Raw genomic sequence first — 23744 nt, 5'->3', positions numbered from 1 at the left:
GGCCTGCTGCTCCAGCGCCATAGCGGCAAGGCAGACGATCGTCGTCACGACGGGCGCGTCGCGGTTGATACCCGCAACACCCGCTGGTGCTCCGACGGCTTCGAGATCGGCTGCGACAACGGCGAGAAGGTGCGCGTCGCCTTCTCCCTGGATTGCTGCGATCGCGAGGCAATGGGCTTCGTGGCCACCACCGCAGGCATATCCGCCGAGGACGTGCGCGATCTGATGACCGCCACCGTCGAGCACCGCTTCGGCCGCGTGAACCGCTTGCCTTCCACCATCGAATGGCTGACAGATAACGGCAGCTGCTACACCGCCAAGGAGACTCGCCGCTTCGCACGCGAGATCAACCTCAGACCCCGGACAACACCCATCGAAAGCCCGCAATCCAACGGCATGGCAGAGGCGTTCGTGCGGACCATGAAGCGAGACTACGTCCGCGTCGCCGAAAAGCCCAACGCCAAGGCCGTGATCAGCCAGCTACCAAGCTGGTTCCACCACTACAACAACGTCCACCCGCATCGCGCCCTTGGCTATCTCGCCCCGCGCGAATACATCACACGTTCAACCAGTGAGGAACTGTCCGGGAATTAAGGGGCAACGACATCTATTATCTCAAGGAAAAGGGCACTGACTACACCCCGATGGAATTCGGGTTTGCCCAGTTCTTTACTGGCGGCGACATCGACAACGACAGCTATGCCTCATACCTGCAGGCCACCTTCAAGGTGACCGACCGGTTCTCGATCACGCCGGGCATCCGCTACACTAACGAGACCAAGCGGTTCGACCCGTCTGTGCAGACGATCTTCAACGACCGCTCGCAACTCGATCCAGTGCTGGCATCGGTCTATCCGCAGGGCGCATTCGTCGCGTTCAGCCAGTGCCTCGTCGGACAGGCAAACCCGGCGGCCAACCTGTTCCCGTCAGGCCCGCTGGCCGGTTTCCCGCTACCGAACTGCACGCCTTCGGCGACCAACCCGGGCGGCAACCACACGATGCCGGCCATCGAGGTTTCGGCCAAGGCCAAGGAGTGGACCCCGGCGATCTCGGCGGACTACAAGATAACCGACAATTCGCTGATCTATGCGTCCTATTCGAAAGGCTTCAAGAACGGCGGGTTCAGCCAGCGCATCTTCCCAGCTGAAATCGCGACCCCCTCGTTCACGCCGGAATTCGTCGAATCCTACGAAATCGGCCTGAAGAACGAACTGTTCAACCGGCGCCTGCGCCTGAACATCGCGGCGTTCCTTTCCGATTACAGCGACATGCAGATCACTGTGAACGAAGGGATCGCTCCGAAGGTTCGCAACGCCGGTGCCGGCCGGATCAAGGGCTTCGAGATCGAAGGCGAAGCTGCCCCGATCGAACAGGTTCGCGTGAACTTCGGCGTGGGTTATCTCGATGCCTACTACACCAAGATCGATCCGAGCGCGGCGCCAGTCACGCTGGATTCGAAGTTCGCCTTCGTTCCCAAGTGGACAGCTTCGGCCGCGATCAACGCCGACGTCTATGAAGGCAGCATGGGCAAGCTGACCCTGCGCGGCGATTGGTCCTACCAGAGCGGCACCTTCAAGGATGCAGTCAACAGCCCGCAACTGTTCCAGCCCGCGTACAGCGTGTTCGGCACCAGTGCCTCGTTCACCGACAGGAGTGAGCACTTCACCCTGACTGCGGGCGTCACGAACCTGACCGACAAGCGCTATCTGCAGGGCGGCTATGTCGATCTCAACGTCGGCGGCGCCGCAACGGCCAGCTTCTCGCGTCCGCGCGAATGGTTCCTCAAGCTCGCCTACAAGTACTGATGAAGGCCCGAGGGCGGCGGACCGCCACCGCCCTCACCCTTGCCTCGACGGGCAAGGCCAGAACAGAATAACTAAGGAGAAATCCGATGGACGGACTGCGCTATTTTCTCATTCCGGTCATGACCTTGGCGGGCGTTATCGGATTCATGCTCGGCGGCAGCTACGTCTGGCTGGGCGCGGCGACCTTTCCGGTGTTGATGACGCTGGATATCCTGCTGCCGGCGGACCACAAGATGCGCGCGCAGGGCACGGCACTGCTTGGCGATTTCGCCATGTACCTCCAGCTCCCGTGCATGATCCTGCTGGTCTGGGCCTTTGCCCGATCGGTTGCGACCGCGATCAACCCGATCACCGGCGCCGACAATTCAAGCTGGCAACTGGCCGGATCGCTGCTCAGCCTGGGTTGGCTCTCGGCGGTGCCGACCCTGCCGGTGGCGCATGAGCTGATGCACCGCCGCCACTGGTTTCCTCGCTATGTCGCCAAGTGTCTGAGCGCGTTCTACGGCGACCCCAATCGCGATATTGCCCATATCGTCACCCACCACGTCCATCTCGACACGGCCAAGGATAGCGATACCCCTCGGCGCGGGCAGACCATCTACAGCTTCGTGTTCCAGGCGAGTTGGGGTTCCTACAAGGATACTTGGGAAAAGTCGGCCGAAATCCTCCGCAAGCTTGGCCATGCTTCGCTGGGATGGCGCAATCCGGTGTGGCTACTGCCGCTCTTATCGGGCAGTATCATCGTCTTTGTGGGCTTGACGGCAGGCCTTGGCGCGGCGCTGACCGCTGTCGGCGCGATGGTAATGGCCAAGATGTTCGTGGAGGGGTTCAACTACTTCCAGCACTATGGCCTGATCCGGGTCGAAGGGGCGCCGATCGAGCTCCATCACGCCTGGAACCACCTTGGCGCGATCGTCCGGCCGATCGGTGCGGAAATCACCAACCACATCAACCATCACCTTGACGGGCATATCCCCTTCTATGCGCTGAAGCCCGAACCGCAAGCGCCGCAGATGCCCTCACTGTTCCTGTGCTTCGCCGCCGGACTGATCCCGCCGGTCTGGTTCCGCTTCATCGCGCAACCGCGCCTCAAGGACTGGGACGAACGTTTCGCCACCCCCGGCGAACGCAAGCTGGCGGATCAGGCCAACGCACAGGCTGGCTGGCCGCGCTGGCTGGCCAGCACTTGAACGCCAGGCCAATCGTCCACCCTCATTCGGGCGACAATCTGCAACTGCAGATTCCGCCCGCCCATTTCGGAAAAACCCGACAATGTTTTCTTTCCTGCGCAAATCCAAGATGAACACCGTAACCGTGGAAGGATCGCCGACCACGCTTGACATACCGGCGGGCAAGACACTTCTTGAAGCGATGCTGGACGCGGGTCTGGCCATGCCGCACGATTGCAAGGTTGGCTCGTGCGGTACCTGCAAGTTCAAGCTCGTGTCTGGCAAGATCGGCGAATTGAGCCCGTCGGCCCTTGCACTTGAGGGCGACGAACTGCGCAGCGGCTTTCGCCTCGCCTGCCAGGCCATTCCGCGCTCGGATCTGACAATCGCGGTTGATGCGCCACTCTCGCAAGGGATCGCCATTGCTACATATCGCGGCACCATCGTCGCCGCACAACGGCTATGCGAGGATATAATCGGGCTGACCATCGAACTGGATCGGCCACTGGCCTTCACTCCCGGACAATACGCTGATCTGACCGCTCCCGGCATCGAAGGTGCACGCAGTTATTCATTCGCCTTCGCGACGGTTGGTGAACCCACCCAGCAACTGCATTTTCACATCCGGCACGTTCCGGGCGGCGCATTTACCGACTGGCTGTTCTGCACCGATCGCACCGGAATGGAGCTGAAGGTTACCGCCCCCTATGGGCAATTCGCCCTCAAGGACAGCACTGCCCCCATTCTTTGCATCGCCGGGGGTAGTGGTCTAGCGCCGATCATCTCGATTCTGGAGCAGGCGCTCGACCGGGGCGCAGACCGGGCGGTGCACCTGCTGTACGGTGCGCGCCGTAAGTCCAATCTCTATGCCCTCGACAAAATTGCGGCCCTTCGTCAACGCTGGATGGCCCCTTTCGAATTCGTCCCGGCCTTGTCGGATGAAGAGCCAGACAGCGACTGGGCAGGAGCGCGTGGGCTGATCACCGAGCAGATTGCGGGCGTTGCAGACCTGGCGGCGCACGAAGCCTATCTGTGTGGCCCACCGGCGATGATCGACTTTGCCGAAGCGCAATTGCTTGCCGCCGGCCTCTCACGTTCGGTCATTTCGGCCGACCGCTTTCTTGATCGCAGCAATCGCACGTAAAAAAAGACGGGCGCTCGACGAATCGAGCACCCGCCAAGGGTGGAGAGATCTAAGCCGCTTCAGCTTCCGGGGCGTTTGCCGATGCCGATTCCACCGTCGCTGAGCAAAACCGTTCCTGTCATGTAGGCCGAGTCCCGACGCGAGGCGAGCAAGGCATAGAGGCCGGAGTGATCATCCGGTTCGGCGATCCGCGCGAGCGGCGTCATCCCGGCAATCATCGCGTCGAGCCCTTCCATATCTTCCATGTGAACATCGGCTGTTCCGCCCGCATGGGTACCGCCCAGCGGCGTTCGGGTGCCGCCTGGCGCCACGCCGTTGACCCTGACGTCGGGGGTTAGTTCCCAGGCGAGCTGGCGGATCAGGCCCAGCACGGCGTGCTTCGACGCCACATAGGGCGTACCGCCACCGCCGGTGTAGAAGCTTGAAGTCGAGGCAGTAAAGATGATGCTGCCCTTGGTCTTACGCAACTCCGGAATTGCGGCACGGGCGCCAAGGAAGTAGCCCTTTACGTTGACGCCGAAGATCTCGTCCAGCGTTTCCGAGAGCTTTTCGGGTTCCATGTCCGCAAGCGGGGTCATGAAATCCCAGATCCCGACATTGCCGACGAACACGTCAAGCTTGCCGAATGCAGCCACGGTTGCGACGACTGCCTTTTCGTTGTCGACATAATTGCGGACATCGCCCTCAATCAAGACTACTGCGTTGCCATGCCGCGTACGCACCAAGTCGGCCTGAGCGGCATCCCTGACCAGGACGCCAACCTTGGCACCTTCTTCGATAAAGCGCGCGACGACCGCCTCACCGATCCCTGTGGCGCCGCCGGTTAGCAGCGCCACTTGTCCTTCGAGCCTTGCAGTCACATCGTTCCTCCCGAAGATCGCGGGTTCTCGATCACTGATCGAACATCCCGACGCGGCCTTCCTGAAGGTTGACCACGACCGACTTTGTCTGGGTGTAGTGGTTCAGCACTTCATGGCTGAATTCACGCCCGAAGCCGCTCTGCTTGTAACCGCCCAGCGGCATGTTGGCCTTAAGGTTGTAGTAGCGGTTGATCCAGACCGTGCCGGTTTCAAGCTGACGCGCGATCCGGTGGGCGCGGGCAAGATCCTTGGTCCACACGCCGCCGGCCAGGCCGTAGGTGGTGGCATTGGCCTGCTGCATCATGTCGGCTTCGTCGTTCCAGCTGATTACAGTGGTCACCGGCCCGAAGATCTCCTCCTGCGCGATGCGCATTGTGTTCTTCACATTGGTGAACACCGTCGGCTTGATGAAGTTGCCACCCGCCAGATTTGCAGCATCGGCGCGGGTGCCGCCGGTCAAAACTTCGGCCCCTTCCTCGGTTGCGAGCTGCAGGTAGCTTTCTACCTTGTCGAACTGCATCTTCGACGCCTGGGCGCCAAGCTGGGTTGCCATATCGAGGGGATCGCCCTGGCGGATGCCTTCAAGCGCGGTTTTGAACTTGGCCAGGAACTCGTCCTGGATCGACTGGTGCAGGAACAGGCGCGAACCGGCCAGGCAGACCTCACCCTTGTTGAGCACAGTCGACATCGTAGCGCTTTCCACCGCCGCGTCGATATCGGCATCGCCGCACACGATGTGCGCCGACTTGCCGCCCAGCTCGAGCGTCTGCGGGATGATGTTTGCGGAGGCATACTGGATAATACGGCGGGCAGTGGCGATCGAACCGGTGAATGCTACCTTGGCGACATCGGGGCTGGTGACCAGCGCCTCGCCCACATCCGCACCATAGCCGGTGACGACGTTGATCACACCCGGCGGCAGCAGATCGGCCATTTCCACGAAGAATTCGATCACCGAAAGACAGACCGTCTCGGCCGGCTTCAGAACGACAGTGTTGCCCGATGCCAGCGCTGGTGCGATTTTGCACGCCATCATCAACATCGGTACGTTCCACGGGATGATCTGCGCGCAGACACCGAGCGGTTCGCGGTGAACGATGCCGATCGCATCGGGATAATCGAGCGTCTGGCCATGCAGGCCATAGGCCGCGCCAGCGAACAGCTCGAACTGACCGATAGTCTGGGTCATGTCGAAGAACATCGATTCGCGCATCGGCTTGCCGTTGTTCAACGTTTCGAGCGTCGCGTAGTGCGACTGGCGTGCCTTCAGCCGGCGCGCAATTTCGATCAGGATCTCCTGGCGCTCGCCGGGCAGGCTTTGCGACCACTTGGGAAAAGCAGCCTTGGCAGCGGCAATCGCACGCTCAATGTCCTTGGCATTGCCGGCCTGGATCTTGGTCAGCACCTTGCCGGTCGAGGGATTGAGTAGATCGATGGTCTTGCCGCTGTCCCCGGCAATCCACTCGCCGCCGATATAATGGCCGTACTCGGACTTAATGCCGTAGTCGTTTTCTGTACTTTTCAACTGCGTAGCCATGACAACTCTCCCTTGGTTTTCATAGAACTTCGATGACTAGGTCATCCATCGGATAGATCCGACAGGCCAGGGCGTATCCCTTTGCCTGGTCGGCGACAGAAACCTTGGCCGTGCTCATCTTGCCGGTCCGGTATTCGCCTTCAACAACTCGAACCAGGCAAAACCCGCAACCACCGCCACGGCAGCCCACTCCTATATCGCTGGAACCAAACTGCTCCATCGCGATCAGTACGCGTTCACCCTCGGGGCAAGCGAACTGCCCCCCTCCGAGGATCCGGATCTGGTAGGGCTCAAGCCTCATTCGACCAATCTTCTTCGACTCGGGGCTGCGCGGCAGCGGCCTTCGCCGCAAAGCTTACCCCCCCCACCGCGAAATGCGCTGGGTCCATCTCGCGAAGGATGACGCGAACTGACTCACGCGGCGCCCCGATCGCACCGATGGCAGCATCGGTCAGCGCCCGGATCAGCCGCTCTTTGGCTTCCGGCGGGCGCCCTTCGAGCAGGTTGACCTCGATGATCGGCATATCAGGCCTCCACCTGGAACATGACCGCGCCAAGGTTCTGCACGGTCGTCCGCACGGTCTGGCCGGGAGCCAGGTTGGGCGCGGCGGTGATGCCGCCAGCCATGACGATGTCACCGGCGTTGATCTGTTCGCCCGCTTCGGCAACCAGCCGGGCCGCAGCAACCAGCGAACGGATGGGGTGGCCAAGGATCGCCGCGGTCGACCCGACCTGTACCACTTCGCCATCGATTTCGAGGATCACGCCCAGATTCGAAAAATCGATCCGGGGATCGTGCCAGGATCCGATCACCAGCCCCGACGAGGAAGTGTTGTCGGCGATCACGTCCTCGAGCGCGAACTTGAAGTTCTCGTAACGGCTGTCGATGATCTCCATCGCCGGGGCGATCGCTTCGACTGCTGCCAGCGCAGCGGCGGCAGTCACCTTACCGACCAGCGGGGCCTTCATCAGAAAGGCGACTTCCGGTTCGACCCGGGGGTGGACGTAGCGCGCGCGCGAAAGGGCGGATCCTTCCTCGACCAGCATCGCATCGGTCAGCCTGCCCCAGGCCACTTCGTCGACGCCGACCTGCAACATCTTGGCCCGGCTGGTCAGCCCCATCTTGACGCCGATGCGCCGTTCGCCACGCGACAGGCGCCGATCGACCGAGAGCTTCTGCACCTGATAGGCCTCTTCCACCGTGAAAGCGGTGTCCACAGGGGTGATTTGCGGGGTAGCTGTTGCTTCACGCTGTGCAGAGTCGAGCATTTCCGCGTATTTCGCCAGCCTGTCCATCTCAGTTGGCCTTAGCTTTGATCAGATCAAGCGCAACGTCGATGATCATGTCTTCCTGGCCTCCGACCATCCGGCGGTTGCCCAATTCGACGAGGATCTCGCGGGTATCGATTCCGTACTGTTCCGCTGCCTTTTCCGCATGGCGCAGGAAGCTTGAATAGACGCCTGCATAGCCCAGGCTGAGCGTCTCGCGATCGACCCTCACCGGACGGTCCTGAAGCGGGCGTATGATGTCGTCCGCCGCGTCCATCAGCGCCATCACGTCGCAGCCGTGCTTCCAGCCCTTGCGGTTGGCGGCGGCGATGAACACCTCGAGCGGTGCGTTACCGGCTCCCGCACCCATCCCGGCAAGGCTCGCGTCGATCCGCACCGCGCCCGTCTGCGCGGCGACGATCGAATTGGCCACGCCCAAGGACAGATTGTGGTGCGCATGGATGCCGCGTTGGGTTTCAGGCTTGAGCACCCGGTCATAGGCTTGGAGACGTGCGATCACGCCATCCATGTCGAGCGCCCCGCCGCTGTCGGTGACATAGACGCAATGCGCGCCATAGCTTTCCATCAGCAGCGCCTGCTGCGCGAGCGCTTCGGACTCGATCATGTGGCTCATCATCAGAAAGCCCGATACGTCCATGCCCAGATCGCGCGCGATGCCGATGTGCTGCTTGCCGACGTCGGCCTCGGTGCAGTGGGTCGCGACGCGCACGGAGCGCACCCCCATGGCATAGGCGCGCTTGAGTTCTTCGGCGGTGCCGATGCCGGGCACCAGAAGCGTTGTCAGCACCGCGTTCTGGATGACATCAGCGGCAGCCTCGATCCAGTCCCAGTCGGTATGGGCGCCAAACCCATAGTTGAAGGTCGAACCGTTCAGGCCATCGCCGTGCGAGACCTCGATCGCATCCACCCCTGCCTCGTCAAGCGCCTTGGCGATCGTGCGCACGCTGTCGGTGCCATACATATGCAGGATGGCGTGCATCCCGTCGCGCAAGGTCACGTCCTGGATGTAGAGCCGATCAGATGTTGGATCAAAGGTCATGCTGCGATCTTTTCCATATGAGTCTTGGCCAAGCTCTCGCCTGCCGCCTTGGCGGCAGCGGTCATGATGTCGAGATTACCGGAATAGTTGGGCAGATAATCGCCCGCGCCCTCGACCTCGAGGAACACGCTGGTCTTGAGGCCTTCGAATTCACCGTAGCCGGGGATCTTGAGCGGCCGGTTCGAACCGAAGCGTTCGAACTGCACGTCCTGCTTGAGCCGGTAGCCCGGCACGTATGACTGCACCCTGGCAATCATCGCCAGGACCGAATCGCGCACCTTTTCCTCATCGACCATTTCCGACAGCGTGAAGATCGTATCGCGCATGATCATCGGCGGTTCGGCGGGATTGAGAATGATCACAGCCCGGCCCTTGGCCGCACCGCCGACAGTCTCAATCGCCCGCGCGGTGGTGCGGGTGAACTCATCAATGTTGGCACGGGTGCCGGGACCGGCGGAGCGCGACGAAACCGACGCGACGATTTCCGCATAGTGCACCTTGGCCACCTGCGAGACCGCCGCGACGATCGGAATCGTAGCCTGGCCGCCGCAGGTCACCATGTTGATGTTGCGAACGGTCGCATCGACCGCGGGGTTGACAGGCGGGATGGTCGCCGGACCGATCGCTGCCGGTGTCAGGTCGACCATCAGCTTGCCGTCGCGGGCGAGTATCTCGTCATGCGCCTTGTGCGCATAGGCCGAAGTCGCATCGAAGGCGATGCCGATATCGGCATATTGCGGCATCCGACACAGGCCCTCGATCCCCTCGTGAGTGGTGGCCACGCCCCTTTCGCGGGCCATCGCCAGGCCTTCCGAGGCCGGATCGATCCCGACTACCGCTGCCAGCTCCAGAGTGTCCGAGCCCTTGAGCAGTTTGATCATCAGATCAGTGCCGATATTGCCGGAACCGATAATTGCGCACTTCATCCTGGCCATTTGACCAACCTCCACTTCCAATTCAGTCAGCAGCAAACGTAGCTCGGACAGTGCCAAGCCCATTGATCCGCGCTTCAACGACATCTCCGCGAGAAACCCCGGCCATCGGGCCGAGCGCGCCCGAAAGGATCACGTCGCCTTCCAGCAGGGGCCGCCCGGCATTCGCCATGACCCGCGCCAGCCACAGGGAAGAGGTGATTGGGCTACCAAGACAGGCGATCCCGGCGCCGACCGAAATCGGTTCGCCTTTTACCTCCATAACCATGCCGCACGTGCGCAAATCCAGCCTATCTAGCTTGCGCGGCACCGCGCCGAGCACGAACAGTCCGCTCGACGCGTTGTCGGCGATCGTGTCCCAGATCTTGATGTCCCAGTTGGCGACGCGGCTGTCGACGATCTCGATTGCCGGAACGACATATTCGACCGCGCGGATCATCTCGGCGGTGGTCATGTCGGGGTGGGGCAAATCCCGCCCAACGACGATCGCAATCTCGGCCTCGACCTTGGGCTGGATGACCTGATCAAGCGACACCGGGATACCTTCCGGCACGTCCATGTCTGCGAACAGCATCCCGTAATCGGGCTGGTCCACCCCCAACTGGCGCTGGACTGCAAGCGACGTCAGGCCGATCTTGCGCCCTACGAGCCGCCGCCCGCTAGCCAGGTAGTGCCGGGTGTTGGATTCCTGCACAGCATAGGCGGCCTCAACGCCACCGGCGGCAATCAGGTCTCGGATCGGACTGACCGGTGTGCCGCTTTCGGCGGCGCCGCGCAGCGCCAGAGCCGCTTGTTCGATGGTTTTAGGGTCGATAGTCATCGTCTTAAAGCTTTACGCAGATGTTGGTGATCTCGGTGTAGAATTCGAGGCTGTGCACCCCGCCTTCCCGGCCTATGCCGGAATGGCCGGACCCGCCGAAAGCCGTGCGCAGATCGCGCAGGAACCAGGAATTGACCCAGCACACCCCCACCTCCATCGCCGCCGCCACGCGGTGTCCGCGGGACAGGTTTTCGGTCCAGACTGAGGCGCACAGGCCGTATACCGTATCGTTTGCCAGCGCGATCACCTCGTCCTCGCTGTCGAACGGTAAGATGCCGCAGCACGGCCCGAAGATTTCCTCGCGCATCACGGTGTCGCCGTGGGCGACGTCGATCCACAACGTCGGTTCCACGAAGAAGCCGCCGGCTTCCGCGCCCGAGATTTCAGGAACGCCGCCGCCGGTGACCACGGTGGCCCCGTCCTCGACCGCACGGCGATAGTAGCCCAGCACTTTCTCGCGGTGCTCGGCGCTGATCAGAGGGCCGAGATAGGCGCGATCACCGGTCACGCCCGGCTTGAAGTCCTGCGCCGCCGCCGCCATCCGCGCCACGAAGGCATCGAAGATCGGCCGTTCGACATAGACCCGCTCGGTTCCGAGGCAGACCTGCCCGGTGTTCAGGAAGACCGAGCGCGACAGACCCTCGACCGCTTTGTCGAGGTCGGCATCGGCGAACACGATCGCCGGGTTCTTGCCACCGAGTTCGAACGAGATGTCGCGAACGCCGGTCGCGGCCTTCTGCATGATGGCCTGTCCGGTGCCGGTTTCGCCGGTGAAGGTGATGGCATCGACATCGGGGTTGGACGTGAGGAATTCGCCGGCCGAACCCGGACCGAATCCATGGACGACGTTGTAGACACCCTTGGGCATGCCCACCGCGTTCATCACTTCGCCCAGTAGGGCAGCGGTACGAGGCGTTTCCTCGGACGGCTTGACCACCACGGTATTGCCGCAGGCAAGCGCCGGGCCAACCTTCCAGGTCATCAGCAGCAGCGGGAAGTTCCACGGGCAGACGACGGCGACCACACCCTTGGGCTTGCGCACGGTATAGTTGAACGCCTGGCCGCCATCGGGGGTTGGCGTGTTGAAGCTTTCGCCCGGCATCGTCGAGACGACATCGGCGAACATGCGGAAGTTAGCGGCTCCGCGCGGAATATCGATATGCGACGCAACATGACGCGGCTTGCCGGTGTCGGCCACTTCGGCAGCCAGGAAATCATCCGCTCGGCGTTCGATCTCGGTCGCCACGGCGGTGATCAGCTTGACCCGTTCGGCCGTGGTCATCTTGCCCCACGGCCCGGTAAGCGCGGCCTTGGCCGCAGCCACGGCGTCGGCGACGTCTGCCTGGCTTGCTTCGTGCACAACCCCGATCTCGGCCCCGGTGGCCGGATTGACGTTGGAAAACGACTTGCCCTCGCTGCCTTCGCGATAGGACCCGTCGATGAAGTTCAGGATAGTATCCGTGATTGGAGAGGAGGAGACGGAAGTCATTGGTGCATATTACCTACGTTTTGCCAGAACCCATGGGGCGTCAGAATTGCCTTGCGCCGATCGCAGCGAGGCCGGCGTTGGCGTACTCGACGTCCATCGCTTCGCTCCCGCCGGAAATACCAATCGCACCGACGAATTCACCGGCAATTTCGATCGGTAGGCCGCCGCCGAACATCGCTATTCCCGGCTGCGCGACGATCCCGTCGCGCAAGGCCGGATTGCCCGAAACCATCGCATAGAGATCCGGCGTCGGGACGCGGAAGCTGGCGGCGCTGTAAGCCTTGTCCTGCGCGATCTTTGCAGACGGCGAAGGGGAGCCGCTGGCGCGCACGAACGCGACCAGGTCTCCCCCCGCGCCGACCACCGCGGCAACGACCGGACAGCCCGCCGCCGCACCCATGGCAACGGCGGCAGCCGCTGCCTTGAGCGCCAATTCGTGGCCTACTGTCCGGACCGAAACCACCCCGTCCATGATCAGGTGTTCACCGTCATGAAGCGGTCGTTGAGCGCCTTTTCGTAGTAGAAGATGGCCTTGCCGGCGTTCTCTGCCTGCCACAGGCGCTGCGGATTGTCCGGATAATAAATGTAACCGCCGCTGAAGGTTTCGTTGCGGTTGCCCGAGGGATCGAAGAAGTAGATCGTCTGCCCGCGGGTGATCCCATGACGGGTCGGCCCGATATCCAGCGAAATATCGTAGCGGCTGATGATGTCGGCGGCATGGCCAACATCGTGCCAGGATTCCAGGTTGAACGAGGTATGGTGGATCTTACCGTCTTCGGGATAGCCTAAGAAGGCGACATCGTGTGCTTTGTTGCTGCAGCTAAGAAAGATGCCGAGCCGGGCGCCGCTGGTTTCATCGACCAGTTCCTCGGCGACTGAGAAATCAAGCGCATCGACAAAAATCTTGGCCGAACTGGCTATATCCACGCCGTTGAGCGCACAGTGATCAAAGCGGGTGGCACGCATGCCACGTGGCTCCACGACCCAGACATCGGGGTTCTTGACGGCCGGACCGGTGGCCGACAGCGCCATCTCGGCGTAAAGTTCGAAGACGTGCTGTGTCGGCGTGTTAAACCGAATCTTGCGGCCTACACCGGGATCTTCCCCCGCCGGGATCACGTCGACATGGACACCGATATCGAGCAAGCGCTCGGTAAAATGGTCCAAGTCCGCGTCCTTGGCGACCTTGAAGCCCATCACATCCATGCCCGCCTGATCGGCCTCGCGAAGGATGATACTGTGACGATCGAATTCGTCGAACGCCTGGAAAAAGGCCCGATCCCCCTCGCGATTGACGAAGTTTAGACCAATCCGGTCGCGGTAGTGGATAATGGCCTCGTCCAAGTCCAGAACCCTGAGCTGGACATAGCCAGGACGAATTACACCAGTCAAAGCCATGAAGAATCTCCTCTCCGATCAGGCCTTGAGGCCATGCTTAAAGAACTCGGCAACCATCCGGTTGAAACTTGCCATCCGCTCGATCTGCACCCAGTGTCCGCATTCGGCGAACAGGTGCAGATCGGCCCGCTGCATCAGCGTGGCCAAGCGTACGGTAGAATCGAGCGGGATCACCTGATCGGCAATCCCGTGCAGGATCAAGGTCTCGTGCGCGATTGCGGCGATGTCCTCCTCGCGGCTGGCGAGCATCGCCACGTTGGCCTGGCGGTCGGCGCCGCCGAACGTTGCATGATAGGGTTCATGTGCTTCGGGCCGGGCGCTGGCGACATAGCGCGACTGGATCAGATCCTCCGTCAGGCGGCTGTGATCCCAGGCAAGGTACTTGAGCGATTCGCGCATGGCCTCAACTGACGGCACGTAGCCCCAAACCTTGTCGAGCGCAGGAGTAATCGGAAAGTTGAGCCCTGCAGGCCCCATCAGAACGGCGCGTTCCACCCGATCGGGGTGGGCAATCATGAATGCCAGCGTGATCCCGCCACCGAACGAGTTGCCGACCATCGAAATCTTGTCGATGCCCAATCCGTCGAGAAAACTGGCGAGCTGATCGACCCAGACCTGCTTGTCTTCGATCCGGCCCTTGCTGTCCGAATAGCCGAAACCGAACATGTCGGGCGCGATGACCCGGAAATCCTGAGCAAGAACCGGAATGTTCAGGCGCCAGTTGGCCCATGCAGTCACGCCAGGCCCGGAACCATGAACCAACAGGACCGGATCGCCCTCGCCGACGTCATGATAATTGGTCGAGCTTCCGCCGATGACGAACGAATTGGCGATTTCCGGTCGGCTCGTGTCCAATGTCGCGCTTGCCATGATAGCCAACCAGTCCTTTCCCGCTTCGTTGATTTTGTATCCACATGGTGTCGGGACCGAGTCGGCGAACTGACACCTTACAGTAGCTTTCATTGCACTATTTCAAACGCATTGGCAAATAAAGAATGCGGCGAGGCGGCAGAAATCGCCGCCTCGCGCATGCCCGATCAGACGAGCCCTTCGGCCTTGAGTGCTGCGCCAACCGACGGGCGCTGCGCGATCCGGCCGCAATAAGCACCAAGGTTGGGATAGGCGCTCATGTCGATCCCGACATGGGCCGGCCAGCCCAGCATCACGAACAGATAGATGTCGGCGACGCTGAATTCAGAACCGGCATAGTGTTCCTTGTCCAAAAGTTCCTTGTCCAGCGCACCCAGATGATTCTTGACGGCGGTCGAGGCCGCGAGCTTTGCTTCGTCGCTGCTGCCGGGTGTGAAAAGCGGTACGAACGCCTTGTGGAATTCCGACCCCAGAAAACTCAGTCGGCTGATCAGGCGGTAACGCTCCAACGTGCCATCACGAGGCGCCAGGGCCGCGTCTGGCTTCTGATCGGCGATGTAGAGCAGGATCGCAGGATTTTCAGTCAGGGTTTCGCCACTGTCGAGGGTCAGCGCAGGAACTTTGCCTGACGGATTGACCGTCAGGAAATCGTCTCCGGTCTCTACCTTGCGGGTCGCCAGATCGACCTTCACCGCATCGAACGCCGCACCGGTTTCGCGCAGGGCAATATGCGGTGCGAGCGAGCAGGCACCAGGGCTAATGAACAGCTTCATGGATAGTCTCCTTTTGGGCAAACCAGGAAATGCGGGATCGGCTCAGATCGGGGTCGCCAACAGGGTGGCGATTCGCAGCGTGTCGTAGATGCAGGTCCGGCTCTTCAGACGAACGGTTCCACCGCTAAGATCGAACCAGTCGACATATTTGCCGGCATTGTAGATACGCGTTTCACCATCGTTACGGGTCTGGAAGACGACATAGCTGGCTTCAGCAGAAACCTGGTTGCCTTCCGCGCCGGTGATCACCGCACGCCCGATCAGGTGCCGGTTGAAATGTTCGGGGAAGACGTTTGCCTTGCGCAGCGCGACAACCCGATCCGCCAGCATCCCTTTGCTGTCGCAATACATCACAGCTGCGGGCAAGCCGTTATCGACATTCTCGCGCGCGATCACCTGGTACAGGCAATCGTCAACGAACAGCGTAGGCCATTGCTCGAGCCGGTCATCATCAAGGCAAAGCCCGTAAGCCGCGTTGAAATCGTCGATCGCACTTTGCGCGACTTGCGCTACTTCGGCTGCAACGCTCATGCCCGGCCCTCCGCTGCGAGATCGGCCAAGGCATTGCCCATCAGCCCGAGATAGCCCTTCCAGAACCCGCGCACGGAATTTTCATCCATACCCATCGGGGCGTATGACGGTCGGACATCGTCCCCGCCCATCTCGACAAAGCTGCGCTTGCCTTCGGCACCGATCGTGCCCTGCTGGCACAGTTCGACCGCTTCGCCGTCTTCCATCGAAATCAACCCAGACGGTCCAACCAGGTTGAGGTTGCGAAGGCGGTGGCGAGTCGTTTCATCATCATCGTCGGCATAGCCGAAATAGGTCCAGACCAGCTCGGTCTTGTCGGTCCCGTGGGGCACGATCTGCCTGGTGGCGAGGGTGTTCTGGATCTGCTGGACAACGACAGACGGGAAGATCGACTGGATGTGCAGTCCGACATCATCAGCGATCTCCGGGCGGAATGCCAGCAGGCGCTCGTCCTGCAACTTGGCCTCACCCTGCATCTCGCGGTTGGCCTCGTCACCGAACGAGCCGTAGTCGACATCGCCCTTGGGCTTAGACACGGTAAAGACGGTGTGGTAGCCCTCGTCCGAAACCAGACCCGCGCTTTCCTGGCTCTGGCGGTAGATGCCGAAAGTGGGATAGAACAGGTGCAACAGACCGCCGTGGTAGCTGTCACGACTGTTTTCCGAATAGAGCTTCCAGTTGCCGGCCATGAACTGTCGCGCATAGCCCAGAACCTTGACCGGGCGCTGGAAGACGCGCTGAATGTATTTGCGCATCACTGGACCCAGAAAGTCGTCGAGCGGGGCGATGGTCGGGTTGAAGGTGCCGAACACGAGGCCGCCGAATGTCTCGACCCGCAACCGCTCCAGCGAATGCTCGGCCATATTGAATTCCTTCGAATAGCCGCCCACGCCTTTCAGCCCCCGCCGGAACGGCACGCCGACAAGCGCACCGGTCGCGTCGTAGGCCCACTGGTGATAGACGCAGACGAACGCCCCGTCGGCCTGGTTGCCACGCAGCGAGCGGCACACGGTTGCGCCCTTGTGGGCGCAGCGATTTACCCAGGCATGGATGGTGCCATCGGTTGCCCGCGTCACCACCACCGGAGTATTGCCGACATGGGTCGAACGGAAATCGCCGCTGTTGGCCAGCTCGGCTTCGAGGCCGAGGTAGCACCAGGTCTGTCCGCGAAAGATGTTTTCCTGTTCGGCAGTGAAGATCGCTTGGCTGTGATAGACTGCGTAATCGACCGCAGTCGGCTCCGACCCCGCGGCGACGGGCATGGTTTCGGCGTTCATGGTCTTCTCCCTAAGCTTGTTCGAAACCGCGGCCCGAAGCGAGTCGTCCGCAAGTGCGCATCGCGCTCAGCATCATCGCGGCATCGGCCTTGCCGGTACCGACGATGTCGTAGGCGGTGCCATGGGCCACCGACATGTGCAGGTACGGCGGCCCCATGATGATCACGCTATTGCCCGAAAAGCCCCAGGTCTTGACCGCGATGTGGCCCTGATCGTGGAACATCGCCAGGACCATGTCGTAGCGACCCTCGATGCAGTGGCGGAAGACCGAGTCAGGCGCGATAGGCCCTTCGACATCGATGCCCCTTGCCCGCGCGGCTTCAATCCCAGGCGCAATTTCAAGGCGATCCTCGTCGCCCATGGCATGTGGGTTGAGACCGGCAACCGCGATCCGCGGTTGGGCGATGCCCCACGATTGCATGGCCTCGTGCAGTTGCCCCACCGCCGTGGCGACGAGATCGGCTGAAATGACGTCGATCACTTGCCGCAGCGACATGTGGTCGGTGAGATGCGCAACCCTGAGCGGCCCGGTCAGCAGCACCAGATAGCTTTCGCCCGGGGTCGGGCTGATGACCCTGTCGAGCTTCTTGGCAAGTTTAAGCGAACCAGTGCTGATCGGCCCCATGATCGTGGCGGCGAAAGAACCGTCGCGGGCCAACGCGTCGAGCTCATCCAGCCATTGCGCGGTGGCGTGCCCGGCGGCCTCGGTGTCCTCGCCCAGGGGCAGAACGCCATCGGGCAGCGCGCCGGTATCGATGACGTCGATGATCGCGGGATCGTCGCTGGGTTTTTCGAAGCCGCGCATCACCCGCAGCCGTGCCTTGGTGCCAGTGAAATCGAGCGCCCGCTCTACCGCCGCAGCAGACCCGACCAGCACGGGGATCGAATCCGTGTGTACGGCACCGTCGGCCAGCGCCCTGACAGCCACTTCGGGTCCGATCCCGGCGGGATCACCGATCATCGTCCCCACGACGGGGCGCACCCGCTCAGAGGCTGTAGACATCGGCTACTTCTTGGAACAGATCGGTGACGACAACCGTCTTCTTGCGGCGGATCACGAACGAATCATCCCGAGGTTCGAGATCATAGAAGGCCCACCCGCTGAGAGTGGCGACTTTGCCTTCCAGCACCGAAACCGTGGTCCAAGACGTCCGCGCATGCACCTGGTCATCGCTCTCCTCAGCAGACAGCAGGGAGAACTGGTGAACCGTGCGTGGCTGCGGCGTGCTCGCCGCCGAGCGCCGGGTCCTGATCCGGAACACCCGATCCTCAAGCCCGCCCCGGTTGGGATAGTAGATCAGCGAGACTTCGTTCTGCGGATCCGCAGTCGGCCGTTCGTGATCGTCCCAGGCTGGAACCCAGTATTCCGCCTCTTCGTGATAGAGCGCCAGCCAGGCATCCCAGTCCTTGTCGTCAAGCGCCATGGCTTCCTGACCGATGAAGCGGGAAACCGCCAGCCAGCGCGAATGGAATGCGGTCATCGTGCCTTCTCCAGTGAACGCTCAAGGAAGGCGGCAAGCTCGCTGCACTCGCTGTCGATGGCCTTTTCCATGAGCGTGAGCCATTCGTCATGGATCGCCACATAGAGGCCTTCGTCGGCAACCGCCGGGCTGCTCAGCACCACATTGAAATCGAGCGGCTCGCCGAACTTGCCCGGGCCGGTGTCCCAGCGCGTCGAACCGCGCGACATCTCGTTGTAGCGGCCTTCGCCGGCGCCATACCCGGTCTGGCAGTTGTTGAATTCGGTCAGGTCGTCCGGGGTCGCCATGCCGGTCGAATTGAAGAAATCCTCATACTGACGCAGCCGCAGGGCCCGCGCCTCGGGGCTTTCGCCGACCGGGGCGATGCACACCGTGCTGACTTCGGTCTCATCCAGGGCCAGCGGCTGGATGATGCGGATCTGCGTGCTGGTCTGGTCCATCAGGAAGACGTTGGGAAACAGCTGCAGGTTACGGATGCGCTTGTTCATCCACTTGGCCTTTTCGGCGCCGTAGGACTCTTCGAGCCAGTCGATGATCTCGAAATTGGGGCGATCCATGAAGTTGGCATAGTCGGCCCACAACACCGTGTGTCCGTTGTGGAACGAGAACGACCCGCCATCGCGCGCGGTGAAGCCATTGAAGCTAATCGCCTTGGTTTCGTTCTTCGAAATGCCTTCGACGCGGCGCTGAACCGTCATGAAGTAGTTGGCATGCGTGGTCATGACGTGATAGCCGTCGAGCCCGTTCTCGACCTGCATCTTCCAGTTGCCGTGATAGCGGTAGCGGTTGGTTCCGGGCAAAACTTCCATTGCGCCGGACTTCGACTGGTCCACCAGGATATCGATGAAATCCCGCGCGCCGGCGAGGTGATCGACCAGCGGGACGACATCGGCGGAGAGGCTGGCAAAAATGAAGCCGCGGTAGCTTTCCACCCGGGCGACCGGTTGAAGCCCGAAATCGGCGCGATTGAATGCCTCCGGATAGCCCCCGATGCTCTCATCGGTGACGTCCAGCAGGTCGCCCCCGGACGAGAACGTCCAACCATGAAACGGGCACATGTGGTTGCGCTTGTTGCCGGCCCGCTCGCGGCACAGGCGCGCGCCACGGTGCGAACAGGCATTCACGAAGGCGCCGACATCGCCGGACTTGTCCCGGGTTACAAGGATGGGGACGCGGCCGATTTTCGTGGTGATGAAATCGTTCGGCTTGGAAACCTGGCTCTCGTGCGCGAGGTAGACCCAGTTCCGTTCGAAGATGTACTTCATCTCGAGCTCAAACAGCGCAGCTTCGGTGAAAGCGGCGCGGTCCAGCTGGAAGATCCCGCGCTCGTGATCCTTCTTGAGCCAAGCGCGCATGCGCCCTTTCAAGCCCTGCAAGTCGGCAATCCTGCCGCCGATTTTATCATTGAGTTCCATCGATCCTCTCCCGTTCTGTGCGTCGGGCACCCAATACCATCCGCGAATCAACCGCAGATGGCACACGGTGATTACCTCATCCCATCATTTCGTGCAACGTATTGCACAATGAAAAACGTTCTGGTAGGTAGTGGGTCAGAAATGGCTGAAACCGGCGGCTCGAATCGAAGCAAGGTTGCCAGCAAATCGCAAAATGGCCCTGTTTTGGGGTGAATTGGGAGAGTTTGAACTATGTCGGTCGTCACCGAACTCGGCTATCTTGGTCTTTCCGTTTCCGATCTCGCTGCCTGGCGCGCTTACGCCGCCGAAGTCGCCGGCATGGAAGTCGTCGATGAAGGCGAAGGGGATCGGCTCTATCTGCGGATGGACCTTTGGCATCACCGCATCGTTCTGCACGCTGATGGCAGCGATGACCTGGCCTACATGGGCTGGCGCGTGGCCGGGCCGCAGGAATTCGCCGCGATGCAGGAAAAGCTGAGCGCGGCGGGAATCCCCTTCACCGTGGGCACCGAAGCCGAAGCGCGCGAGCGCCGCGTTCTCGGGCTACTCAAGCTGGCCGATCCGGGCGGCAATCCGACCGAGATCTTCTTCGGCCCCCAGGTCGATACGCACAAGCCGTTTCATCCTGGCCGTCCGATGTTCGGCAAGTTCCTGACCGGATCGCAAGGCGTTGGGCACTGCATTCTGCGCCAGGACGATGTCGAGGCGGCGGCTCGTTTCTATGAACTGCTGGGTCTGCGCGGTTCAGTCGAATACCACCTTCATCTGCCGAACGGCATGGTTGCCCAGCCCTACTTCATGCACTGCAACGAACGACAGCATTCTGTTGCTTTCGGTCTTGGGCCGATGGAAAAGCGCATCAATCACCTGATGTTCGAATACACCGAACTCGATGATCTCGGCATGGCCCATGACGTTGTGCGTGCGAAGAAGATTGACGTCGCGCTCCAGTTGGGCAAGCACGCCAACGACCAGGCCCTGACGTTTTACTGCGCTAACCCGTCGGGTTGGCTGTGGGAATTTGGCTGGGGTGCGCGCCAGGCGCCGAGCCAGCAGGAATACTACACCCGTGACATCTTCGGTCATGGCAACGAGGCTGCTGGTTACGGAATGGACGTTCCGCTGCTGTGACAATCTTCGTGTAAATCAATTCTTGACAGGAAAACAACCCCATCATGTCGAACCAATTGCGCCTTTGTGAAGTTGCCGGCGTAAAAGACGGCGAGCCGGTCGCGGCGTTCGCCGAAGGAATGCCCGCCCTCGCAGTATATAATGTTGATGGCGAGATTTTCGTTACCGACAATCTTTGCACTCACGGCAATGCCATGCTGACCGACGGATATCAGGATGGCGACATCATCGAGTGTCCGTTCCATGGCGGCTCGTTCGACATCAAGACCGGCGCAGCCAAGGCCTTTCCCTGCCAAGTGGCGATCGCGTCCTATCCGGTCGAAATCGAGGATGGTTGGGTCTGCATCACGAAGCCCGAAGGAGCAGCCTGATGGGCCTTCCCACCCTTGAGCAGATGCAGTTTCAGCATGCCGCTGCGCAACTTAATGCGCTTCATGCGGAACTGATCGATGACGACCGGTTGGAAGAATGGCCTAACCTGTTTGAAGAAAAGTGCCAGTACAGTGTGATCTCAGCGGAGAACCACAATCGTTCGCTGAACCTGGCTGCGGTGTTCTGCGACAGCCGCGGCATGCTGGTCGATCGCATCGTCTCTTTGCGCCGCGCCAATATCTTTCCCGCGCACAGCTACCGGCATATTCTCGGTCCGACCCGCGTGAAGTCGACCAGCGGGCAGATCGTCACCACACAGACCAACTATGTGGTCCTGATGACGCGCAACGACGGTCAGACGTCGATCTACAATTCCGGAAAATATGTCGATCAAATCGACGTTTCCGGCGCTGGCTCGCGCTTCCTTTCCAAGACCGCAATCTTCGACACCCACCTCATCGATACGATGATGGTCCGCCCGATCTAGCTGCAAAGTTGAAAGCACCCAATCATGTCCATTGCCCAGCAACAAGACACCTTGGATCAAGCCCCGTCCACTGCCGGATGCCGGGTTCCGTACCGCGTTTTCACCGATCGCCAGTACTATGATCGCGAACAGGAGAAAATTTTTAAGGGTGACTGCTGGTCCTTCGTCGGACTTGAAGCTGAAGTTCCGAAGGCAGGTGATTTCAAATCGACCTTCGTGGGCGAAACGCCGGTGATCCTCACGCGCGACAGCGACGGCTCGGTGCATGTCGTGGTCAATCGCTGCGCCCATCGCGGTGCCCTGGTCTGCCGCGAAATGCGCGGCAACCGCTCAAGTCTGGAATGCGTCTACCACCAGTGGGCCTACGACCTGAAGGGTAAGCTGATCGGCGTGCCCTTCCGCCGCGGCCTCAAGGGGCAAGGCGGGATGCCTGGCGATTTTGACATGAGCCAGCACAATCTGAGACAGTTACGCACCGAATCGGTCAACGGTCTGGTCTTCGCTTCTTTCTCCGAAACGGTTGAATCCTGCCGTGATTTCCTCGGTCCGATCGTGGTCGAGCAGATCGAGCGGATCATGTGCAAACCCGTCACCGTTCTGGGCGACCAGCGCCAGCGCATCCGCGGGAATTGGAAGCTTTACGCGGAGAACACCCGCGATCCCTACCACGCGAGCCTGCTGCACCTATTCCACAACACGTTCGGTCTGTATCGCTCAACCCAGACCGGTAAGGCGCTTATGGATGCCAACAAACGCCACTCGCTGCTCTATTCGATCGCGGCCAGCAACGACGATGCCGCCGACAAGCAGGCCTACGGCGATTCCCGCACCTTCGACACCGAATTCAAGCTGCAGGACATGTCGCTGCTGAAAGGTCGGCAGGAGTTCGCGGACAATGTCACTCTGGTGATCCTCGCGGTCTACCCCAACCTCGTCCTCCAGCAGATCCAGAACACGCTCGCCGTACGCCAGACCGTGACTTACGGCCCAGACGAATTCGAATTGGTCTGGACCCATTTCGGCTACCAGGACGACGACGAGGAAATGCAGGCCATCCGGCTAAAACAGGCTAACCTGATCGGACCTGCAGGACTCATTTCGATGGAAGACGGCGAAGCGGTGGAAATCGTCCAGAACGCCATCGTCGGCGAGGCAAGCGCGACGTCCTACATCGCGATGGGTGGCGGTCGAGCCGAGGATGCCGACCATCTCGTCACCGAGGGCGCGATCATCGGGTTCTGGGACAATTATCGCAAAATGGTCGGCTTTGAGGTGGAACCGGCATGACCCGCACGATCGACTTCTACTTCGATTTCATCAGCCCGTTCAGCTACCTTGCCCAGCTCAAGCTGCCGGAGATCGCGCGGGCAGCGGGAAGCACGGTGGAATACTGGCCGATTGACATTCCTGAAGCCAAAATTGCCGCCGGCAACTATGGCCCGTCCAATCGCGAAGTCTTGCCCAAGATCAAGGTCATGAAGGCAGACCTTGAGCGCTGGGCCGAACGTTATGGGGTGCCCCTCACCTTCCCGGCGAGCTTCGCTTGCGCAGACTGGAATTGCGCGGTGCTGTTCGCCCGCGAGCACGGTAAGGCCGAGGCATTTGTGACCGATGCCTACCGCCGGATCTGGGGCCAGGGGATCGATCCGGGCGACCGCAACGAGCTGGCCGCATGCGCCAAAGCAGCGGGTCTCGACGCTGAGGCGCTGATTGCCTTCGTTGAATCGCCGACTGGCCAGAACGAATATCGCAAGGCCCGGAGCCAGGCGATCCAGCGCGGCGTGTACGGTGCGCCGCTGATGTTCGTTGACGACCAGGTTTTCTGGGGGAATGACCGATTGGATTTTCTTGCCGAGTATTTGAACAAGTCAAAATAAAAAATTCGATTACACAAGGGGGGATGCTTGAAAAGGTATGATTGCTT

Annotated in this window: 27 protein-coding genes; 9 read left to right on the top strand and 18 right to left on the bottom strand. The window is 61.1% G+C overall.

The annotated features are described in order from the left end of the window. The 4 genes from LH128_RS03250 to LH128_RS03235 all read left to right on the top strand — a co-directional run. The coding region (locus tag LH128_RS03250; RefSeq protein ID WP_008827869.1) for a DDE-type integrase/transposase/recombinase at positions 1 to 594 on the top strand (594 nt) is incomplete at its 5' end. 50 nt (positions 595 to 644) lie between these two features. After that, positions 645 to 1805: a TonB-dependent receptor gene (locus LH128_RS03245; protein WP_008828149.1), complete on the top strand. Its 1161-nt coding sequence runs from the start codon at positions 645 to 647 to the stop codon at positions 1803 to 1805. An 86-nt stretch (positions 1806 to 1891) separates the two neighbouring features. Further along, entirely contained in the window at positions 1892 to 2995 is a 1104-nt protein-coding gene (locus LH128_RS03240; RefSeq protein WP_008828148.1) for an alkane 1-monooxygenase, read from the top strand. An 82-nt stretch (positions 2996 to 3077) separates the two neighbouring features. Beyond that, a complete protein-coding gene (locus LH128_RS03235) occupies positions 3078 to 4118 on the top strand; it encodes a 2Fe-2S iron-sulfur cluster-binding protein (protein ID WP_008828147.1) in 1041 nt (346 codons plus the stop codon). A gap of 59 nt (positions 4119 to 4177) precedes the next feature. Here the strand turns inward: LH128_RS03235 and hcaB are convergent, their stop codons facing one another. The 18 genes from hcaB to LH128_RS03145 form a co-directional block, all read right to left on the bottom strand. Next, positions 4178 to 4978: a 3-(cis-5,6-dihydroxycyclohexa-1,3-dien-1-yl)propanoate dehydrogenase gene (gene hcaB, locus LH128_RS03230; protein ID WP_037517483.1), complete on the bottom strand. Its 801-nt coding sequence runs from the start codon at positions 4976 to 4978 to the stop codon at positions 4178 to 4180. A 31-nt stretch (positions 4979 to 5009) separates the two neighbouring features. Continuing rightward, positions 5010 to 6515 (bottom strand): aldehyde dehydrogenase family protein, encoded by a 1506-nt coding sequence (locus tag LH128_RS03225; RefSeq protein WP_008828145.1) that lies wholly within the window; start codon positions 6513 to 6515, stop codon positions 5010 to 5012. A gap of 19 nt (positions 6516 to 6534) precedes the next feature. Next, on the bottom strand, positions 6535 to 6816 hold the full coding sequence (locus tag LH128_RS03220; RefSeq protein ID WP_008828144.1) for a 2Fe-2S iron-sulfur cluster binding domain-containing protein: 282 nt from the start codon (positions 6814 to 6816) through the stop codon (positions 6535 to 6537). Next, the gene (locus tag LH128_RS03215) at positions 6806 to 7039 is read right to left on the bottom strand and encodes a 2-hydroxymuconate tautomerase (protein WP_008828143.1); all 234 of its coding nucleotides are present in this window, start codon (positions 7037 to 7039) and stop codon (positions 6806 to 6808) included. Before LH128_RS03215 ends, LH128_RS03220 begins: the two co-directional genes overlap by 11 nt. 1 nt (position 7040) lies before the next feature. Next, the gene (locus LH128_RS03210; RefSeq protein ID WP_024020833.1) at positions 7041 to 7811 is read right to left on the bottom strand and encodes a 2-keto-4-pentenoate hydratase; all 771 of its coding nucleotides are present in this window, start codon (positions 7809 to 7811) and stop codon (positions 7041 to 7043) included. 1 nt (position 7812) lies between these two features. Next, positions 7813 to 8844, bottom strand: coding sequence for a 4-hydroxy-2-oxovalerate aldolase (dmpG, locus tag LH128_RS03205; RefSeq protein ID WP_008828141.1), 1032 nt, complete (start codon positions 8842 to 8844; stop codon positions 7813 to 7815). Next, complete coding sequence (locus LH128_RS03200) at positions 8841 to 9779, bottom strand: acetaldehyde dehydrogenase (acetylating) (protein ID WP_008828140.1); 939 nt, start codon at positions 9777 to 9779, stop codon at positions 8841 to 8843. The genes dmpG and LH128_RS03200 overlap by 4 nt, the downstream gene beginning before the upstream one ends. Positions 9780 to 9801: 22 nt before the next feature. After that, entirely contained in the window at positions 9802 to 10596 is a 795-nt protein-coding gene (locus LH128_RS03195) for a 2-keto-4-pentenoate hydratase (protein ID WP_008828139.1), read from the bottom strand. A 4-nt stretch (positions 10597 to 10600) separates the two neighbouring features. Further along, entirely contained in the window at positions 10601 to 12085 is a 1485-nt protein-coding gene (locus LH128_RS03190) for a 2-hydroxymuconic semialdehyde dehydrogenase (RefSeq protein WP_008828138.1), read from the bottom strand. A gap of 40 nt (positions 12086 to 12125) precedes the next feature. Beyond that, positions 12126 to 12557, bottom strand: coding sequence for a GlcG/HbpS family heme-binding protein (locus LH128_RS03185; protein ID WP_037517470.1), 432 nt, complete (start codon positions 12555 to 12557; stop codon positions 12126 to 12128). Between the two features lie 2 nt (positions 12558 to 12559). Further along, positions 12560 to 13483, bottom strand: a complete 924-nt coding sequence (locus LH128_RS03180; protein WP_024018961.1) for a catechol 2,3-dioxygenase — start codon at positions 13481 to 13483, stop codon at positions 12560 to 12562. Positions 13484 to 13501: 18 nt separating this feature from the next. Continuing rightward, the gene (locus LH128_RS03175) at positions 13502 to 14353 is read right to left on the bottom strand and encodes an alpha/beta fold hydrolase (RefSeq protein WP_008828135.1); all 852 of its coding nucleotides are present in this window, start codon (positions 14351 to 14353) and stop codon (positions 13502 to 13504) included. Between the two features lie 167 nt (positions 14354 to 14520). Beyond that, positions 14521 to 15126 carry a glutathione transferase GstA gene (gstA, locus tag LH128_RS03170; RefSeq protein ID WP_008828134.1) on the bottom strand — a complete coding sequence of 202 codons (606 nt, stop codon included), beginning with the start codon at positions 15124 to 15126 and terminating at the stop codon, positions 14521 to 14523. Between the two features lie 42 nt (positions 15127 to 15168). Then, the gene (locus tag LH128_RS03165) at positions 15169 to 15657 is read right to left on the bottom strand and encodes an aromatic-ring-hydroxylating dioxygenase subunit beta (RefSeq protein WP_008828133.1); all 489 of its coding nucleotides are present in this window, start codon (positions 15655 to 15657) and stop codon (positions 15169 to 15171) included. Then, positions 15654 to 16934 (bottom strand): aromatic ring-hydroxylating dioxygenase subunit alpha, encoded by a 1281-nt coding sequence (locus LH128_RS03160; protein ID WP_008828132.1) that lies wholly within the window; start codon positions 16932 to 16934, stop codon positions 15654 to 15656. The genes LH128_RS03165 and LH128_RS03160 overlap by 4 nt, the downstream gene beginning before the upstream one ends. Positions 16935 to 16944: 10 nt before the next feature. Continuing rightward, a complete protein-coding gene (locus tag LH128_RS03155) occupies positions 16945 to 17937 on the bottom strand; it encodes a PdxA family dehydrogenase (protein WP_010891025.1) in 993 nt (330 codons plus the stop codon). Next, positions 17921 to 18415, bottom strand: a complete 495-nt coding sequence (locus LH128_RS03150; RefSeq protein ID WP_008828130.1) for an aromatic-ring-hydroxylating dioxygenase subunit beta — start codon at positions 18413 to 18415, stop codon at positions 17921 to 17923. The genes LH128_RS03155 and LH128_RS03150 overlap by 17 nt, the downstream gene beginning before the upstream one ends. Further along, the gene (locus LH128_RS03145; RefSeq protein ID WP_008828129.1) at positions 18412 to 19830 is read right to left on the bottom strand and encodes a Rieske 2Fe-2S domain-containing protein; all 1419 of its coding nucleotides are present in this window, start codon (positions 19828 to 19830) and stop codon (positions 18412 to 18414) included. Before LH128_RS03145 ends, LH128_RS03150 begins: the two co-directional genes overlap by 4 nt. A gap of 231 nt (positions 19831 to 20061) precedes the next feature. On the opposite strand from LH128_RS03145, the gene bphC reads away from it, so the two are divergent. From bphC to LH128_RS03120, 5 genes are read left to right on the top strand one after another with little or no spacing between them, the layout of a single operon-like run. Beyond that, positions 20062 to 20961, top strand: coding sequence for a biphenyl-2,3-diol 1,2-dioxygenase (gene bphC, locus LH128_RS03140; RefSeq protein ID WP_008828128.1), 900 nt, complete (start codon positions 20062 to 20064; stop codon positions 20959 to 20961). A gap of 44 nt (positions 20962 to 21005) precedes the next feature. Then, complete coding sequence (locus LH128_RS03135; RefSeq protein ID WP_008828127.1) at positions 21006 to 21332, top strand: non-heme iron oxygenase ferredoxin subunit; 327 nt, start codon at positions 21006 to 21008, stop codon at positions 21330 to 21332. Then, entirely contained in the window at positions 21332 to 21820 is a 489-nt protein-coding gene (locus LH128_RS03130; protein WP_008828126.1) for an aromatic-ring-hydroxylating dioxygenase subunit beta, read from the top strand. The genes LH128_RS03135 and LH128_RS03130 overlap by 1 nt, the downstream gene beginning before the upstream one ends. Positions 21821 to 21844: 24 nt before the next feature. After that, a complete protein-coding gene (locus LH128_RS03125) occupies positions 21845 to 23107 on the top strand; it encodes an aromatic ring-hydroxylating dioxygenase subunit alpha (protein ID WP_008828125.1) in 1263 nt (420 codons plus the stop codon). Beyond that, positions 23104 to 23697 carry a 2-hydroxychromene-2-carboxylate isomerase gene (locus tag LH128_RS03120; protein WP_008828124.1) on the top strand — a complete coding sequence of 198 codons (594 nt, stop codon included), beginning with the start codon at positions 23104 to 23106 and terminating at the stop codon, positions 23695 to 23697. Before LH128_RS03125 ends, LH128_RS03120 begins: the two co-directional genes overlap by 4 nt. Positions 23698 to 23744: the final 47 nt, after the last annotated feature.

Origin of the sequence: Sphingomonas sp. LH128 (assembly GCF_000293195.2) — a bacterium.
GTDB classification, from domain to species: domain Bacteria; phylum Pseudomonadota; class Alphaproteobacteria; order Sphingomonadales; family Sphingomonadaceae; genus Novosphingobium; species Novosphingobium resinovorum_A.
Note: the sequence above shows the minus strand (reverse complement) of the source record. Positions and strands in the feature narration are given on the sequence as shown.